Source organism: Rhodovulum viride (assembly GCF_003265965.1).
Lineage (GTDB): Bacteria > Pseudomonadota > Alphaproteobacteria > Rhodobacterales > Rhodobacteraceae > Rhodovulum > Rhodovulum kholense.
Genome location: NZ_MUAV01000038.1, coordinates 1 through 15413, shown reverse-complemented (window position 1 = coordinate 15413; position 15413 = coordinate 1). Strand labels below are relative to the sequence as shown.

16 protein-coding genes and 1 CRISPR repeat array are annotated in these 15413 nt (G+C 61.2%); of the genes, 2 read left to right on the top strand and 14 right to left on the bottom strand.

Annotated features, from left to right (window positions below):
• Positions 1 to 301: 301 nt before the first annotated feature.
• Positions 302 to 757: a hypothetical protein gene (locus BYZ73_RS22515; RefSeq protein WP_146176343.1), complete on the bottom strand. Its 456-nt coding sequence runs from the start codon at positions 755 to 757 to the stop codon at positions 302 to 304.
• Positions 758 to 1317: 560 nt separating this feature from the next.
• Between BYZ73_RS22515 and BYZ73_RS22510 the strand changes: the two genes are divergently transcribed.
• Positions 1318 to 2118 (top strand): hypothetical protein, encoded by an 801-nt coding sequence (locus BYZ73_RS22510; protein WP_146746348.1) that lies wholly within the window; start codon positions 1318 to 1320, stop codon positions 2116 to 2118.
• Positions 2119 to 2385: 267 nt separating this feature from the next.
• Here the strand turns inward: BYZ73_RS22510 and BYZ73_RS19565 are convergent, their stop codons facing one another.
• From BYZ73_RS19565 to BYZ73_RS19530, 9 genes are all read right to left on the bottom strand, one after another.
• On the bottom strand, positions 2386 to 3516 hold the full coding sequence (locus BYZ73_RS19565; protein WP_112317346.1) for a DUF3800 domain-containing protein: 1131 nt from the start codon (positions 3514 to 3516) through the stop codon (positions 2386 to 2388).
• Between the two features lie 372 nt (positions 3517 to 3888).
• Positions 3889 to 4404 (bottom strand): GIY-YIG nuclease family protein, encoded by a 516-nt coding sequence (locus tag BYZ73_RS19560; protein WP_112317345.1) that lies wholly within the window; start codon positions 4402 to 4404, stop codon positions 3889 to 3891.
• A 156-nt stretch (positions 4405 to 4560) separates the two neighbouring features.
• Positions 4561 to 5052 (bottom strand): hypothetical protein, encoded by a 492-nt coding sequence (locus tag BYZ73_RS22505; protein ID WP_146746347.1) that lies wholly within the window; start codon positions 5050 to 5052, stop codon positions 4561 to 4563.
• A gap of 6 nt (positions 5053 to 5058) precedes the next feature.
• Positions 5059 to 5244, bottom strand: coding sequence for a hypothetical protein (locus BYZ73_RS22500; RefSeq protein WP_146746346.1), 186 nt, complete (start codon positions 5242 to 5244; stop codon positions 5059 to 5061).
• A gap of 123 nt (positions 5245 to 5367) precedes the next feature.
• Positions 5368 to 5790, bottom strand: a complete 423-nt coding sequence (locus tag BYZ73_RS19550; protein WP_112317343.1) for a DUF6362 family protein — start codon at positions 5788 to 5790, stop codon at positions 5368 to 5370.
• Between the two features lie 250 nt (positions 5791 to 6040).
• Complete coding sequence (locus tag BYZ73_RS19540) at positions 6041 to 7153, bottom strand: hypothetical protein (protein WP_245895839.1); 1113 nt, start codon at positions 7151 to 7153, stop codon at positions 6041 to 6043.
• 75 nt (positions 7154 to 7228) lie between these two features.
• Entirely contained in the window at positions 7229 to 7606 is a 378-nt protein-coding gene (locus BYZ73_RS23915; protein ID WP_245943240.1) for a TniQ family protein, read from the bottom strand.
• A gap of 423 nt (positions 7607 to 8029) precedes the next feature.
• The gene (locus BYZ73_RS19535; protein WP_181498120.1) at positions 8030 to 8740 is read right to left on the bottom strand and encodes an RES family NAD+ phosphorylase; all 711 of its coding nucleotides are present in this window, start codon (positions 8738 to 8740) and stop codon (positions 8030 to 8032) included.
• Complete coding sequence (locus BYZ73_RS19530) at positions 8737 to 9147, bottom strand: antitoxin Xre/MbcA/ParS toxin-binding domain-containing protein (RefSeq protein ID WP_112317340.1); 411 nt, start codon at positions 9145 to 9147, stop codon at positions 8737 to 8739. Before BYZ73_RS19530 ends, BYZ73_RS19535 begins: the two co-directional genes overlap by 4 nt.
• A 136-nt stretch (positions 9148 to 9283) precedes the next feature.
• Positions 9284 to 9868: direct repeats of the CRISPR family, unit length 37 nt; unit sequence GGTGCAGTTGCCCGTCACGAGGGCATGGTCTTCAGCC.
• A gap of 250 nt (positions 9869 to 10118) precedes the next feature.
• Here BYZ73_RS19530 and cas13a point away from each other — a divergent pair.
• Positions 10119 to 13670, top strand: a complete 3552-nt coding sequence (cas13a, locus tag BYZ73_RS19525) for a type VI-A CRISPR-associated RNA-guided ribonuclease Cas13a (protein WP_112317339.1) — start codon at positions 10119 to 10121, stop codon at positions 13668 to 13670.
• Positions 13671 to 14046: 376 nt separating this feature from the next.
• Here the strand turns inward: cas13a and BYZ73_RS19520 are convergent, their stop codons facing one another.
• The 4 genes from BYZ73_RS19520 to BYZ73_RS22905 form a co-directional block, all read right to left on the bottom strand.
• Positions 14047 to 14382: a bacteriophage spanin2 family protein gene (locus BYZ73_RS19520; protein ID WP_112317338.1), complete on the bottom strand. Its 336-nt coding sequence runs from the start codon at positions 14380 to 14382 to the stop codon at positions 14047 to 14049.
• Positions 14361 to 14834, bottom strand: coding sequence for a lysozyme (locus BYZ73_RS19515; protein ID WP_112317337.1), 474 nt, complete (start codon positions 14832 to 14834; stop codon positions 14361 to 14363). The genes BYZ73_RS19520 and BYZ73_RS19515 overlap by 22 nt, the downstream gene beginning before the upstream one ends.
• Entirely contained in the window at positions 14831 to 15058 is a 228-nt protein-coding gene (locus BYZ73_RS19510) for a DUF7940 domain-containing protein (RefSeq protein WP_112317336.1), read from the bottom strand. Before BYZ73_RS19510 ends, BYZ73_RS19515 begins: the two co-directional genes overlap by 4 nt.
• A 118-nt stretch (positions 15059 to 15176) precedes the next feature.
• The coding region (locus tag BYZ73_RS22905; RefSeq protein ID WP_181498118.1) for a hypothetical protein at positions 15177 to 15413 on the bottom strand (237 nt) is incomplete at its 5' end.

Below are 15413 nucleotides of genomic sequence, written 5' to 3'. Positions count from 1 at the left end.
ATCGTCTTGCAGGTCGGCTTCGGAGGTCTGCTCATGCTGCCCGGCTAGCATGCTGGATTCACGAGATGAATCCCCTAGATTTGCGCAACAACGCCCTGCAGCATGCACTCAGGCCGCCAAAGTCCGGAGAGCGGGACTTAGCCGTCGTTGCGCTATTGAGGCAGCTCACCGTAGACTGGAAGCAAGGGCCAATGATCCACTCCCTCGCCCGGCTCGTAGTCGAAAAGAAGGAATACGGTCCGGATACTGGGATGAGTCTCAATGTTTTCCCCTGCAAGCCACCCCTTCGCTGCTGTCGAAGTCAGCCAAGTCTCAGCTGTGTGAATGAGCAGTACATCGATTGCGATCTCAACTTTCTCATATTCTTCCCTTTCCTGTAAATCAATTCCTGCAAATTTGAAATAAATCTCTCTTTCGACCATTGCATATCCAAGAACAACTGACCAGCGAATGGTGTTTCACCTCTCGCGGCTCTTCTTTTATGCTCTTTCTCGACCAGTTGCACGAGTTCTACGTTGAGATGCTGGCCGTTGATTGGAACGAAGAAGTCCGGTGGATCATTTATATTCGACAGAGGTGTGTCCACTTCAACACCAAGCTCCGCCTTAATTGATGCACGCCATTCTTCAATGGTGTTTTCCTCAACGATGCGCTTGTCGTCGGCGCCATCGTGGTTGAAAACACCGGCGTAGCCATGGCCCCTATTCATAATGTGGACCCAGCGTTTCAAATCATCGTTCTTGTCGCCTTCGGCCATCAATCGCTCTCCGTCACAACATAGTAACCGAGGATAGGAGTTCGGCAGTCCATTGCAAAGGCGGCAGTGTGATAAGGGCTCGGCGCGGACCTGCGGCGGCGCAGCATGGCGCCTGAGCGCCTGGCGCACCGACTCGGGCGCTCGCTGCCGATAGCGGCCGTTCGACGCCCCTGCCGTTCCCTGTTGACGAATCGCACAAGCGGACCTCCGCTTGACTGATGAAGCTGGCCACAACCAGAGGAGCAAACGGCCCACACCGGCCATTCGTGACCCATGCAGCGAACGGCTGGTCCTCAGCCCTGACCGCACTCCAAATACAGCGAGCTTCCCGAGCAACCCCATGTGAAAAGTGACCGTAAAGCGTCGCAACTGCGCAACTTAGTTACAGCTTTTTGTCGATCACTGCCGAGGAACCAATCAGCCCGCCAACTAAGTTGGCGGGCCCTCACCTCGAGCACCCCACAATGATTTTTGGAGGGGCGGATTGGAGTTGCAAGTGCGGCCACGAGAAAGCTACTCATGCCTTTAGTCTCTGATAGCAGATACTTGCGAGCCTGACAATGACAACGATTGCCTCTGAACTATCCCTAGATTCTCGAGGGCCTTGCGCTCTCTACATAGTTTCCGATAGCCGAATCACTTGGAAGAAGCACGAACACCGCTGGGATTCAGGGCAAAAAACATTCGCTTCAAGTGGCAGCCCAGACATCTTCGGATACTGTGGGTCCGCATTTTTTCCTTCCCAGATTCTTAATCAAGTGACACGTCAGATTGAAGCGGGCATCCTTTTTGATGGAAATGCCAATGCCCGAGAACGGCACGGCAGATGGTTAACTACGGTCAAGCGCTCCTTGGAGAACTCTCAAGATGCGCTGATTGAGGATTTCATCCTACTTCATGGGGCTCGTGACGGCGCCGGTATGGGATGTAAGTTTCTCCTCTGGAAATCAAGTTGGTCAACCAAAAGTCGAAAATGGATCGATGACGAAGTCAAGCTAAGTCCAGAATATTCCCAATTCTTGACTATTTCAGGCACAGGGCGCGACGGGTTAGAGAAAAGTATAGGCTCTTCTTCACAAGAGGAGGAAGCTAATACAAGCCGCCACGCTTTCCAAAAACTATTCCATTCGATTGACGCCGGAGGCGACAAATTCACTGGCGGTGCGCCGCAAATGGTCGGGCTTTACCGCGTGAAGCCAGCACGGCATTTTGGCATAATATGGAAGAATAAACGTTACTATTGTGGGGTGGAGTTGGTGGCTGGGTCAAACTATGAGAGCATTGAGTGGCGAAATGAAAAATTCGAGCGGGCCGACGGGAAGTCGAAATCCCGGATTAAAGGCGCGCAGGAGCATTCGTAAATTACGTCTAGCCAGTATTGGATTTCACCAACCATCGTCAATCGTAGCCGCTTCGGCTGCGTTTGGGCTGGACTGAATTTTCCCCACGTCCCAGGAGAAACGAGGGTTCTTCTCCTGCGTACCGCTGCCGTTCATCCAGGGCGCATCGAACGGCCGCTCTCCGCCGTTCGTGTCGGAGGTTGGTCGGATGCTGGACGGGGCATGAATGTCGTGGATGGGCTGTCTCTACCATTTCAGGCGCAGTTTGCAGATAGCGGACCTTTCGCTTCATCTGAGGGACGCTACCGCCGCTCGGCGCTTGCGTTCCATCTCATCGACGGCAGCTTGCAGCTCCGGCGAAATCGGATTCTCTGGTCCCGGCAGTGGAAGGTCGGCCAGGAACCGCCAGCGGTGATCGAGTGCAGCAAGTGATACCTCATCGGTATGTCCGCGCCGTGTTTGTCGAAAGAATAGGCTTTTCAGCTCTTCCGACACGGGCTTACCCTCGCGCATCCTCTTCGCGGTCCAAAGCGTGACATCGACAAGCTCGAGCCCAGCACTTTCATCGCCAGGTTTGTATTCAGGTGGAATCTCCGGGAGCGTCGAGTAATCGAACTCGGGCATGCCTGGGCCGAGGCTGGACTTATGGCCGCGCAGCTTCTGGTAAATTTCTGCCAACTCCGCTTGCGCTTTATTGAACTCAGTCTGACGGTCGACAGTAATCTTATGCACTTTCTGCCCCATGGCCGTTGACTCCCTGCCGATTCCGTAAAGGACCGATTGGAAGCCGACCAGATTGGGGGAGATCTGTAACGAGGTATCGTAGTTGCCCACGCCGTAACTGATCTCGTCGGGATTTGCATCTGCCCAGCGGATGGCACCGTCGATGAGTTCCCGCGAGCGGGCATCAGGCAGCCTGTTGATGTTGGCGAGTAGCCGCCTATGGACATCCTGAAGCATCTTGGCACAGCGTGCAGTGTTTTTCTCCAGTCTCGCCTTCCACGCAGCTTTGGCGATGTCCTCATCGAACAGGTGCGCAACTTTGAAGAGCAAGGGGTAACGCAACGGAGTCCAATAATGATTCCACGCGACGGCGTCATTCAAGCCTGCATCGAAGACTTGGTCGAAATAGCTAATGATTGCATGATCTTTCTTGTCGACCGTGAAGATCGAAAATCGAAGATCGTTCTTCTTGCTAAATTTCTCGAGCCGTTCAGCAATTGTCGTCAGCTTTGCGACGCCAAGCTCATTGGCGTGAATTCGCTTCACTCCAAGCTCTTTTCTAAGCGTCCGTAACAGCGGGGCGGAAATTACGTCCAGATTGGCGCGGGCTCCGAGAACCCCATAATAGAGCAGCGGCTGGGCAGGGTCGAATAGATGTAACCCTGTGTTTCCGCTTTCATCGACATAATAATACATGATTTTTCCCGGCGACCTGAACAGACTATGTGCCGCCGTATATCTCGCGGTCAATGCCCCGACAGCCAAGTCCGCTTTCTGAGCTCTGTGTAGATCACCTACGGCTCAGCGGGATGATCCTGGCGGAATGTCCGCTTCGGCGTTGAGGCAAGGGTGCTTTCGCGCATGCAGCGAACGTCCAGTTTCCGCCCAGACTTCCGCGATCCGGCCGACTCGGCGTCGAGGCGCGGTGAAGGTCCGGTTCGGGAAAGCTCGGCCGATGGTTGGGAACGGGGCCGAACGTCCGCAGTCCGCCCTAAGCTGCCGGTCGCGCGGGCGGGCTGCTGCTTCGCAGCGCTCCTAAAGCTGCCGCTCGCCTTTCCAGCAACCGACTTATCTCCCTTCGTATGATGCGCCGTCCTCGTAGTCGATTTCATTGGCTCCGCACTCGATACAATACTCGCATCCAACGTTTTCGCTATAGGTCCAACCGCAGGCCCATCCGCACGATGGACAAAATTCGCTTGTTTCAAAGTCACCCCAAGGCCAGGGACTGGCAAACTCAGGAACACCGTCTCGGTCATAGCCAATAATTTCAAATGCACAATCCCCAACCGCGAGATATGCAGTGGATGAATATCGATGAAGCGCCGCAATGACATCTTCAGGGTAAATTCTGAACCATTCTCCGCGCCCGCGTCTGTCAACGAAAAGTAGATGTAGGTCGCGTTCTATCGCTCTGTCATCTTGCCGTCCGTTGCTTTGAATGTGTCCCATAAGGGCGATTTCTCGCGGGTTCGCAGTTTGTAAAGTTGCCTGCCTTCGAGTGATGTTATTGGAGAATCCAATTTTGATCTGAGGCTGCTCTTGCGGCACGCCATCAAGCTCTGTGAAGAAGTAGACAGCCATACCCCTCGTATCCTTGTTGAGTAGAGTCTTTCCCTCTAACGGGAGAAATCTGGATACCTTAGCTTCACAGATCAATGAACGCAAAGGGCTCAAAGCAAGATGCTGAGTCAGAACGTCTACATTGGATTGCGCGACTACAGCAAAAACAGGCGCGGGTCACTCCGACGTGCTGTCCTCAAGTTCGGTCGGCGCACCGATTTCTTGAAGCATATCCAAGAAATCGATCCCCGAAAGCCTGATGCCAACGGCAAGGATAATCAGAATGAGGGTGTTGATCGCCGTAGCGACAATTCCGAACCCGACTTGCTTCCAGAACGATGTCTGACTACCCACTTCGGTAGCCGCTTTTTCGATGCGCGCAGTGATGGCCTCTCGCTCGATGTCTGCGCGGGACTCGTTCACGGTCTGATTTGCGAATGCAATTAGAATGTCGCGTGCGTCTTTTCGATATCGCTCGAGCTGGTCTTCAGTCGACGCGACTTTTGCGAACGCTTTGTCATCTTCAAGAGTGGGTGAAGAACCGCTTGCTGCGGTAAATTCTTTGGCCCACGCTCTCTTATGGCGCTTATACAGCGCATATGCAGTCAGCGCCTCGATATCGTCGCCTTCTGCGCCAAGAAGATCAAATACAGGATTGTCGCTCGTCAACGTTTATCATGCCGACTGTTTACGCGCTTTCAGGGCTTTCGCTGCAGCCTTCTTGGCCGCCACATACGCGTCACGCTTGAGAGTTACGACCTCGCTCCCAGCAGGCGAATGCCGCATCACAAACGCTCCGGTTTTTCCATCACGACCGGTGGTTTGAACACGAAAGAACTTTCCTACCTTCACAGATCCCATGTCTGTGTCCTCTCCAAGCTGTCACCCCAACATGTAGCAGGCACCGTCCAGTGTAGCCAGTATCAAATGAAAACCTCCTACTGCGGCGCCGCGAGCGCGGGGACTTGGCTTCATCGCAATGGATCATGACATCTTCTCAACGATGTAGGCAAGGGATCGGTTCCTCGGCACCCGCCTGCCGTTCAGCCGCCAGACGATCACTGCGATCCCGTACTGCCAGCGCCGGTTCGCTGTCGCGCGGCTGATGCCGAGCTCCCAACAGATCGGCTTCCACGGCTTGCGGTTCGCCCGGAGCCAGAGCAGGCGCGCATCGGCCGGATCGAGCCAGCGCAGCCAGAGGAGAGCATCCTCAGCCTGGGTGATGTCACCCGGGCTGGGCCTGGGTCGGCGCATTCGCGGCTTCTGGCCGACGTGATCGGCAAAGCTGTGGAAATAGTCGGGCCACGCATTGAAGTAGCCCTGCGGCTTCACCTCAGGCAGGGACCAAAAAACCTCGGCGGCGTTCTCGAGGCGGTCCTCGACCATGGCAGGTGTCCAGTCAGCCATTGGCGGATCCCCGTTCGACCATCCGAGGCCCATAGAGCTTTTCGCCAAGTTGGCGCACCAGTTCACGCTCCGGCCAGGTGAGGCGGTGAGCGGGATTCGAACGTCCGGTTTCGGGGGATGGCTCAAGTCCTTTCGCATCCGCAGCGAACTTCTGGAAACCGCCCTGAATGACGCATATTTCATCTTGGGCAATCGCTCTTTCGCCCCTGCCAGGAGGGCCTGCTGACGCCCGGCGCGTTCGGGCTGCCATTCACGACAATCTCGGATCGGCAGCCAGCACATCCTCGCGCCAATAAATCCTGCTGAAGTCAGGCGGCATCGCCAGCATGTCGATGCCGGTGTTCCGGAGCCTCATCGACAATGCCCCCTGCGGGCGCTTCAACAGCTCTGCGAGCTCGCCGAGTGAGATGTATCGTGCCCGGAAAGCACGTAGACTGGCTTGCGACACAGCCCGTGTGCCCTTGCGATGCCGCCCGGCCGGATCGGCGCGGCTCAGCAGGCCCTGTTCGGTCAGATAAGTCACGGTCTTGGCCGTCACGCGCAGATAGCCCGCGGCCTCGCTGAGGGAGAGCCCCCGGGCCAGAAGTGGACCGCCCGGCGTGGCGACGCGAGGCCCATTCCCTTCCGCCTCACGCGGGCTGTCTTCCGCGGGCCGGACCGCAGCCGTCGTCTCGCGCCGATAGGCATCCAGCATCCTGTCGGTGACAAACCCGTTCAGGACGACGCCACCGCACCGGTCGCGCCGCGCAAGCCCCCTCCGGACAAGGCCATCCAGAGCCGTCCCGCCAAGCCCCGTCAGCGCGGCCGCCGCGGGCGGACCGGAGGCAGCACGCCCCTCCGACGGCAAGCCGAGCACCGTGACACCCTTCCGGATCGGAAAAGTCTGGAAGACATGGCGGCGGACGACAGCCCGAAGCGGCTCGGCCTCCTCCCCCAGCCCGCGGCCTCCGAGCCAGGCCATCCAGGGGCCATAGGCCCGGCCGAAGAACCGCCGCCTGCCGCCGTCCGCACCCGCCACGGCAGCAAGGCAGGCGCAGAGCGCGTCCGGGCCAGCGCTCAGCACCTCGTAGCCTCTGGCCCCGAACCGCACCCAGTCCGCCGCGCCGTGCCCCGTCAGCGCCGCCTCGGGACCACGGTCCAGAAGCAGGCCCAGCACCTCGCAGGCGCGCGACGCCACGTTGAGCGCGAGGCTGTCGATCCAGTCGCCCTTACGGCCCGTCAGGACACGGGCGGCCAGATACCGCTCGAACGGGGTGTGGTCGGCCGGAACCGGTTCCTGCGCCAGGATCCAGTCGAAGTGCTTTCGGATCTGGGCGGTGAAGTCCTTGCCGTTCCTCGAGAAAGTCTCGGGCGGCAGCGACACCAGCCCGCAGCCGTGGTCCGGGCAGGACCGGACCGAGACGAGCTTCCAGTGCAGGCGGCGCGGCAGGCGCCAAGCCTAGCCCGCGGCGGGCACCTCGCTCCGGACGCAGGCCGGGCAGACGCGGACGCGGCTGCGATGAAGGCTGTGGGTTGTGGCGATCTCGTCGCGCAGGCGAAAGCGGTTCCGCCCGAGATGCCGGATCGAGACCTTTCCCAGGGCGGCAGGATCGCATACGGCCAGTTGGGCCAGGTGCACGATGGCGACGGGCTCGCCCCTGAACAGCGGATCGATCGGAAAGGCGATGTCGCCACAGAATTGCTGCACCGATCCGGCCCCGTTCCTGGCCGCAAGACGCGACAGCAGCGACGATGCTGGCTCGAACGCGGCATGGGGAACCGTCAGCGGCAATGGGGTGAAGCTGGTACCGCGGAGGGCTGGAAGGCTTTTGGCCAAGCGCATTTTCCAAGCGGGAAAGAGGAACGGGTCTCCCTCAAGACTACGATCGGACGCTCAGTTGAGCAACGCCGCTTAACCGCCGAAGGACGGCCCTGTGGGTCAGCGATCTGACAGGAAAGTCAGCTTTGCTTGACAGCCCACACGGTTTTAATGGCGCGCTGGGGAGGGTCGTATTTGCCATGCGTCCCCAGCAACTTCCGTTGCAACGTCCCAGAAACCGGCGGTCAGCTAAATCAATAGGTTGAGGTGGCGGATGCAACGTGGGTCCGATGCATCGAAGACGATTCGGAAGGCCCCTCCCAAGCGGTAGCTCCGCCCAGCACGCGCGCCCAATCTTCGTACCCAGGCTTGCCAGTGCTTTTCAGACGACTCTCGAACCTGGCTCCGGCCCGGCCAGAGGCTCCGACCGTCCGTTGCCCATCACCCTTGCGTCAGATCGAAGATCGCGCGGTCGCCGCTGATCCGGCGCACATAGTCGATCTGCCGACCGTCCCAGTGATAGCGGTAATGATCGGCCTGGCGCGGTGGCTCGACCACATCGGGCCAGAACACTCCGATGCAGGCGCCGCCGGGATTGCGGACGCTGGGATAGACGATCCCGTTGGCATCCTTCGCCCGCAACTCTGCCGCAAGCGCCTGCGGTGCGGCATAGCTTGCCGGATCCGGATCGAGATAGGGCTCGGCGCCGCCGCTCCGCAGATCGACCAGATCGGCATCGACGGCACCGACCAGCTCGCGCACCTCCGAGACCCAGCCTTCCGGCTCGTGGCCGTCGGCATAGACGCGCGCCATGTGATAGCAATGCTCGCGCAGTGCCGTTTCCAGCGTGTCGCCCGCGTAGTAGACGCCATAGGAGCCATCGGAAAACCGCGTCGGCCGGTCCTTCGAAACATGCACGAAGGGCGCCATCACCCAGGACATGCCCTCGCCACCCCGGCGCCGGTGCGGCGGTACCAGCGACAGATCGCCATGGCTTTCCGCCAGGCGCGGATTGGTCCGCTGCACCGCGGCCGATATCAGTTCCCAGTCGCGCGGATCGGCGATGTCGTCGTAAAGGTCGATGGGCGGGAAATGCGACAGGACCAGACGATGGGTTTGCGCCCAGGCAACGCGCGACGTGGGAAAGGTCACCACCCGCCCCGTGCGCTGTCCAGATAGGCCCGGACGCGCTGAAGGTCGCCCATGCCGCCTTGCCGCATCACGTCAAGCGGCGACCGGCCGCCGAAAGCCTCGTTCGGCCTGGTCACCCAAGCGTATCCGCGGGCGGGGTCCTGAAACAGGATCCGCAGCGCCTTGTGGATCCCCAGAAGATTCGACATGCGGTCGGCCAGGTCGCGACCGACGCGGCCGTAATCGCCTGAGCGCCACCGCCGGTAAGTCTTGACCGACAGGCCACCCAGAAGCGTCGCTGCGTCCTCGTCGCGGACGCCCCAGCGCCCCATGAGGTTGATGACCGCGCGCTGAAGGGCGACGGTCTCGTCCGGCGAATAGCCTGCGCTTGGCGCAGGGCTTTCCTGAAACTCCACGGGTTGCAGCATGGCGCACCTCCTTTGTCCTCAAAGTAAGGCATAAGGGACAAAAGTCCACAAGGGGTTTTCGGAGCGCACGGTTGACGCAGCCGCCTCGGCATTTGCGCAGAATGGCATGTTCGGCGGTTGTGACCGTCCGAACTGCGCTGAATTTGCCGGTCACGAGGGCATGGTCTTCAGCCCAAGCGGCGCATCGTATCCCTCCATCTGGCGCGGTGCAGTTGCCCGTCACGAGGGCATGGTCTTCAGCCGTGGAGAAGGCTGAGATGAAAACTTCGGGGTGCAGTTGCCCGTCACGAGGGCATGGTCTTCAGCCAGATCGTGGTTCACAACGCGACAGAGCGCGAGGTGCAGTTGCCCGTCACGAGGGCATGGTCTTCAGCCAGATCGTGGTTCACAACGCGACAGAGCGCGAGGTGCAGTTGCCCGTCACGAGGGCATGGTCTTCAGCCAGATCGTGGTTCACAACGCGACAGAGCGCGAGGTGCAGTTGCCCGTCACGAGGGCATGGTCTTCAGCCCGAAGAGCCCGACTGGACCTGCGACTATGTCGTGGGTGCAGTTGCCCGTCACGAGGGCATGGTCTTCAGCCTTTGGTCCGTCATCCTTCGGCCCTCCTCGGCCGGTGCAGTTGCCCGTCACGAGGGCATGGTCTTCAGCCCCGCCGGGGGTGCTGGACAAGCGGTGGACGTGGGGTGCAGTTGCCCGTCACGAGGGCATGGTCTTCAGCCTCACCTTCTGGAGGCCTTTGATTGCATAGCACAAATATGGCGCCTTTCCAAACCTGAAGCCAATCTGCCGCCAAAGCACATCGCGCAAGGCCGGATATACCCCCAAGGACCACGAATTTTGTTTTTTACTTCAGCAATTTGCACGCATTTCCGAAGCTGATTTCGGTTCATTGTCAATCCTGACTGCAAAAAATCTTGGCGAAACTTTACGATTTGTTACGCTACGGCATATTCTGCGAAGGGTTTTCAGATGCCAATAGTCAAGAAATTCGGCCGCAGCCAGACCTCCCTTTCGGATCGGAAGATCGTCCTGAAGATGGAGACGGCGGCACGCAACATTCCCGATTTCCTGCTCTCGGACCCGGAGGCCGTGATAGGCCAGTGGGCCTCGGCGATGGACAAGATCGCCAAGAAGCCCAAGGGCAAGGACAAACCGTCAAGCTATCAGCGCAAGTTCCGCGAGAGGCTGGGCAAGGCGATCTGGGCCGACCTGACCGGACCGGAGGGGCCGCTTCGCGACGTGCCTGCAGCGGAGTTGGAAGATCTCAGGAAAAGATGGGACCGGCGCGTGCATCCCTATCCGGACGGCACCAAGGACGGCCCCAAACCGGCGACGCCCAAGGGCCGCCTCTATACGCGCTTTGCGGGCGAGGTCGGCTATGGCAAGGCCGACGCGGTCGCGATTGCCCGCGATATCCGGATCCATCTGCTTGAAACCGAATTCAAGACGGGCGGCGGAACCCGGGATGCCGGACGGGCCGTCCGGCGGGCTTCCAGCATCGAAAAGAACGTCCTGAAAAAGGCCCGGGTCCCGCAAAGGCCCAAGCCCCCGCAAGAGGCCGCCTGGTCGAAGGAGGACGAAGATCGCTACTTCATCCCGCACGACGTCGCGCGAAAGATCGTGCTGGCTGCAAAGGCGCAGGAGAAGGAAGACCACCGCGTCGCCTGGCGGACGGCCGCCGCCGTGCTGTTCGAGCATTTTGGGCGGATCTTCCAGCAAGACGGCCGCGCCCTGAGTTTTGCCGAAGCCGAAAAGCAGATGCCCGGCCTTCTGGCCCTGCACCGGGCGGTCGAAGGCTATTACCGCCAGGCGCTCAAGCGGCACAGGAAAGACCGCCGCGAACATGAGGCCAGGCCCGGACGCGAGAAGGGAACCGGCCGCCGCAAGGTGTCTGCCATTCTTCCGAAGGACAAAACCGCATTGCTGGCCCTGATCGGGCATCAGCATCAGAACCGCGAAATCGCGGCCCTGATCCGCCTGGGCCGCATCCTCCATTACGAGGCGGGGCGGCGCGGCAACAGCGACATGGTGGCCAACATCAACCGGAACTGGCCCGCTGACGTCTCTGAAAGCCACTACTGGACCAGTGCCGGGCAGATCGAGATCAAGCGCAACGAGGCTTTCGTGCGGATCTGGCGGTCGGCCCTGTCCCATGCCAACCGCACCCTCGGGGACTGGCTGTCGCCGGATGAGGTCGCGAACGACATCACGATGTCCTGGGAGAGCAAGCACGAAAAGAGCGGGAAGCGAAAGACAGGAAAGCTGGAGGAGAACCGGGAGGAGGCCGAAGCGCATGCCCCTGTGATCTTTGGTGGGTCGGCCGAGCGTCTCGGCACCGGGGACGACTTCCAGAAGACCCTGGAAGCGATCTGCGAGGTCTTCTCGCAGCTGCGCCATTCCAGCTTTCACTTCCGCGGTCTCGACGGCTTCAAGGACGCCCTGACGAAAACCGTGAAGACCTGCGATCCGGGCGCCGTCGCGCGCCTGCAGGATCTTCACGCCGAAGACCAGGCCAATCGCGAGGCGCGCCTGAAGGAAGATCTTCGCGGCGCCCATGCCGAGCTCTTCCTGGATGAGGGGCGCCTTGCAGAGATCTGGGCCCTTCTGCATCCCAAGTCCACGGAGAAGACCTTGCCGCCCCTGCCGCGGTACTCGCGGGTGGTGACGCGCGCCGAAAACACCTGTAACGGTCTGAAGCTGCCGAAAAGCGTCAACCGGGAAAGCATGAAGGTCCCGGCGATCCACTGCCGGTATATTCTGACCCGGCTGCTGTATCAGTCCGGGTTCCGAACCTGGATTGCCGAAGCCCCGGCCGCGCAGCTGAACCGATGGATCGAAACCGCCACCGAGCGCGCTCAGAAGGCCACGGTCGGCATCACGAAGAACGAGGCGGACAGGGCCCGCATGGTCGGGCAGATCAAGGTACCCGAGGGACAGGGCATCCGGCGCTTTCTGGACGATCTCGCCGGGCTGACGGCGACCGAGTTCCGCGTTCAGGCCGGATACGAATCCGACCGCGAAGCCGCACGCGATCAGGCCGCCTTCCTCGAAAACCTGAATTGCGACGTGATGGCGCTGGCCTTCGACAAGTACCTGTCCGATCACAAGCTGGGCTGGCTTGCCGGGATCGACGCCGAAAGTCGGCCCAGCGAAACGCCGCTTTCGAATGTCGACGAACTTCCTTCGTCAGGCAGCTTGGGCACGCCGGAAAGATGGGAGGCCGCGCTCTATGCCGTCTGCCACCTGATCCCGGTGTCCGAGGTCGGGCGGTTGCTGCATCAGCTCCGGCGCTGGTCGAACGGGCAGAAGGCCACGCCCGATGGCGGCCGCCTCGAACGGCTGTTCGAGCTGTATCTCGACATGCATGACGCAAAGTTCGACGGCAGCACGCCCCTCCGGGACCACGACGACCTGGCCGTGATCTTCGAAACGACCGGGATCCGCGACCGCGTTCTGCCCTCCTCCCTGCAGCATGGCGAGCACGAGCGCCTTCCCCTGCGCGGCCTGCGCGAAATGCTGCGCTTCGGCAACCTGCGCGTCCTGGCCCCCATCTTCGCGACCGCGAAGGTCGACCAGGCCATGATCGGAGAACTGGAGGGACTTGAGGCCCGGATCGGCGATGCGCCCTCGCAGGTGGACCGGGCGCAGGCGCTGCGGACGGAAATGCACGCGGCCCTCTGCAAGAAACGGAAACTCGCCCACGACGACAAGAAATCCGTGAAGGACTATCTGACCTCGCTGCAGACCGTGATCCGCCATCGCCGTCTGGCCAACCACGTGCGCCTGACGAACCACGTCCGGACCAACGAGATCCTGATGAGCGTCATGGGACGGCTGGCCGACTTCTCGGGCATCTGGGAGCGCGACCTTTATTTCGTGACGAATGCGCTCCTGTACCAAGCAGGTCTGACCCCCTGCGATGTGTTCTCGAAAGAGCCTCCGAAAGAGAACAGGCGTTCACCTCTGCAGGAGTTCGAGAACGGCCAGATCGTCTTCGCGCTCCGCAAGATGCAGGCGCAATGCGACACGCACGCGGGTCTGGTTGATCAGATCAAGGGCGAAACCGCCCGCCTCTTCCATATCGCGGAAGGCGCTCCGGGCAATGATCCCAGAATCCAGAACCGAAACTGGTTTGCACATTTCAATGCACTTAAGCCCAAGACCGGAGATCGCCTGGACCTGACCGCCGACATGAACAGGGCGCGCGATCTCATGGCCTACGACCGCAAGCTGAAAAATGCCGTCGTGTCCGCCATCGTGACCCTGCTGGAACGCGAGAACATCGTGATCGCCTGGACCATGAAGGATCACCAACTGACCGATGCCGTTTTGGCGGCGAAATCCATCGAGCATCTCAAGCAGAACAAGATCCGCGAGAACCTGCGCGATGAAAGGTCGCTTGGCTATGTCGCGGCCCTGTTCGGCGGAAGAGTGGCAGAGGAAGCCCCGGATATCATGCACGACCGGACCGTCTTTCATCTGGTCGGCGCACTGACCGAAGAGATGGAACCAGCGGAATGAACAATTGCGCCCGTCGATTTGCCCACCTGGACAGTGCCAAAGCCGGAATCGGGTACAGAATTATCCGCAAGCCATTGATTGGATTTGGGCTTTTGCCCCTGAAAACCCCAGGCTTGCAGGAAGCGGAAGGACGAAATATCCTCCGCTCGCATCGGGTTCGGATTCGCATGCAAAAAGATGCGTCAGATCAAGGCGTTCCAGAACCTGAGTCCGAAGATCATGCCCTTGTGACGGGCAACTGCACCTCAGCGCCGACCGCGGTTCTGCCCTGAGCCGCGTCCGAAGATCATGCCCTTGTGACGGGCAACTGCACCTGAGGAGGAGGAGCCAGATCACAGCCACGTCCTCGTCCGAAGACCATGCCCTTGTGACGGTTTCAGCGCCCCTTGACGGCCTCCCCTACCCTTCGTCCGATCTCGCCTGGCGAGGGGGCGATCCATCCGATCAGGGCGATCAGGACGATCCAGGCGGGGATCTCGTTGACGACGACGGTCTCGACGCGATCCGCCCTGACCCTGTTCTCGGATTGCTCCTGTCGGATCTCGCGGGCGCGGGGGCGCACGATGCTGGGGGCGTTCTCGACCTTCACACCTTGCACGTTCTCGGCCCCGGCCTGGACGTTGGCGGCGAGGTTGGGGCCAAGGGGCCCCGGCAGGCCGCCGCAGCTGGCCAGCAAGAGCGCCGCGAGGATCAGTCGAGGCCGGAGCGGCATAGGTCGCGTTCCGCGGTGCGGCGGTTGACGAGGCCGGGCACGGTCTGGCCGCCCGCCTTCACCCACAGCATGAGGGCATCGCAGGCGCCGGGCAGATCGCCAGCGAGGGCCCGGCGGGACATGCTCGACCGGCAGAAGGCGCCGGAGCCGATATTGTAGGCGGCCGAGACGAAGGCGGCGCGGGTCTCGATGGGCAGCGCGGCGGGCAGACAGGGGCGGATCTCGGCCTCGAACTCAGCGGCGCGGGCCGCGAGGCGGCTGCGGCACTCTTCCGGCGTCGCGGTCTGGCCGGGGCCGACGCCCACGGTCTCGCCGTAGCAGATCGTCCAGACGCCGACGATATCCCGATAGGAGGCGGTGCGGAGGCCCTCCCAGGGGGCGATCAGCGCGACGGCGGCGGCGATCACTGCGGCGGCGGCCCCGCCCTTCGTGGCGGTGCGACGGCGGATCATTCGTCTGCCCCCGCAAGCCCGGTCTGGGCGATCACCCTGGCCAGCATCGCGGCGGCGGACAGAAGCCCCACCGCGGCGGCGTAGATATCGGGCGGCAGACCAAGCATGTCGGCGGATAGCAGCGCGGCGGCGGCCTCAAGGCCGGACAGGATGACCATGGCGGCCAGGATCCAGACCGACCACGCACGGCGCAGCACCGCGCGCCAGTTGGGCACGAGTTTCATTTGCATTGCCCTCCTTGGGCTTTGTCAGGGATGGGAAGTCGGCGCGACCCCGGGCGTCAGGGCCAGACGATCAGCGCCAGCCAGATGGCGGCGGTGAGGGTAAGGTAGAGGGGCAGGCTCATTTGCCGCCCCGCCAGAGGCGCAGCATTTCCGCCAGATGGGCCGGGTCGCGCTTGAGCCAGAGCAGCGCCGCGGCGGCGGTTTCCAGCGCCAGCGGGCCGAGGACGGTCACGCCGACGATGGTCAGGCGCTCGGGCATGTCGAGCCAGAGGGCGATCTCGGGGCCCGCGACATAGCCGATGGCGCCCGAGGCCAGCACGATGCCCATGCGCGCGATCAGCGCCATGCCATCGGT